We start from the raw sequence: 1710 nt of genomic DNA, 5'->3' as shown, positions 1-1710 counted from the left end.
CGCGTGCACGGCTGGCCGGCCTTCGCGGCGAGCGCCGCCGCGCCGGAGAACGCGTTCGGCTGGGCGTGGGCCGGCTTGCAGAGCGCGGCGAGGCCCGCTTCGAACGGATCGACGCCCGGCGACAGCTCGCGGCCCCACACGGCGTGGCCGTTCTCGATGCGCAGCGATTCGAACGCGTAGTCGCCCGCGAGCCGCAGGCCGTGTTCGCCGCCTGCCGCCAGCAGCGTGTCGAGCACCACGACCGCCGATTCCACCGGCACCAGCAGGTCCCAGCCCGGCTCGCCGGCCACCGCGTGATGGAGCGCGCGCACCGTGGCGTGGCCGAGCGCGATTTCGCGGCTCGTGCCGGGCGCGAAGGCCGCTTCGCCGAAATCGGCGCGCGACACGCGCTGCAGCAGCGCGCGCGCCTGCGGCCCGAGCAGCGAGAACAGCGCGTACTGGCCCGTCACGTCGACGGCCACGCAGCGATAGCCGCCCGCGTCGAGGTGGCGCTCGATCAGGTCGAGATCGCGCGTGGCCTGCGCGGTGCCGGTCAGGATCAGGTAGCAGTCGTCGGCGAGGCGCACCGCGGCGACATCCGATTCGAAGCCGCCGCGCGCGTTGAGCAGGGCGCTGCGCCGCACCGCGCCCGGCTCGATGGCGAGGTCGGCGGCGCACAGGGCTTGCAGCGCGGCTTCGGCGTCGCGGCCCTTGACCAGCAGCTTGGCGAGCGCGCTGCGGTCGAACAGCGCGGCCTGCTCGCGCGCGGCGCGATGTTCGGCCGCGCTCCAGTCGTGCCAGTTCTGGCGGCCGAAGCTGTATTCGATGCGCGGCGTTGCGCCCGGCGGCGCGAACACGTTGGCGATTTCCCAACCCATCCGGCTGCCGAAGCACGCGCGCGCGGCCTGCAGCGCGGCGTGCACCGGCGAGCGCCGCACGCCGCGCGCGCTGTCCAGCTCGCGGTTCGGCCAGGGCATCGCGTAATGCAGGCCGAGCGTTTCCTTGACCCGGTCGAACAGCCAGGCGTCGTTGCCGTGAAAGCGCGCGAAGCGGCGGATGTCGACGGCCCACAGGTCGGTGGACGGCTCGCCGCCCGCGATCCATTCGGCCAGCGCGCGGCCCGCGCCGCCGGCCGAGGCGATCCCCATCGAATTGAAGCCCGCGCCCACATAGAAATTCGCGAGTTCGGGCGCTTCGCCGAGGATGAAGTGATTGTCGGGCGTGAACGATTCGGGGCCGTTGTAGAACTGGCGCACTTCGGCCGTTTCGAGCGCCGGCACGCGGTGCAGCGCGTTGCGCATCAGGATCTCGAACTGATCCCAGTCGTCGGGCAGCAGCTGGAATTCGAAATCGTCGGGGATGCCGGCCATGCCCCACGGCTTCGCGTCGGGTTCGAAGCCGCCCATCACGAGGCCGCCCACTTCCTCCTTGAAATAGATGTAGCCGTCGGGGTCGCGCATCACCGGCAGATCGGGGTGCGCGCCCGGAATCCGGCCCGTGACGATGTAGTAGTGCTCGGCCGAATGCAGCGGCACGCTCACGCCGGCGAGCCGGCCGAGCTGTTTGGCCCACTGGCCCGCGCAGTTCACGACGATGTCGGCCGCGAGCGTGCCCGTATTGCCGTCCTTGGTGCGCCACGTCACGCCCGAGGCGCGGCGGCGCGTGCCGGTGCGCTCGCTGAGCACCGCCGTGACGCGCGCGCCCTCGACGATGCGCACGCCGCGCCGGCGG

1 protein-coding gene is annotated in these 1710 nt (G+C 72.5%); it reads right to left on the bottom strand.

Annotation, left to right across the window (positions count from 1 at the left end; genetic code table 11):
• Window positions 1-1710: FAD-dependent oxidoreductase (locus G3N92_RS33830; RefSeq protein WP_206131841.1), on the bottom strand; the 1710-nt coding region annotated here is incomplete at both ends.

The sequence above is a fragment of the Burkholderia sp. Ac-20379 genome, from assembly GCF_017104645.1.
GTDB lineage: Bacteria > Pseudomonadota > Gammaproteobacteria > Burkholderiales > Burkholderiaceae > Burkholderia.
The sequence above is the reverse complement of the archived record's forward strand: the minus strand, read 5'-3'. Positions and strand labels throughout refer to the sequence as shown.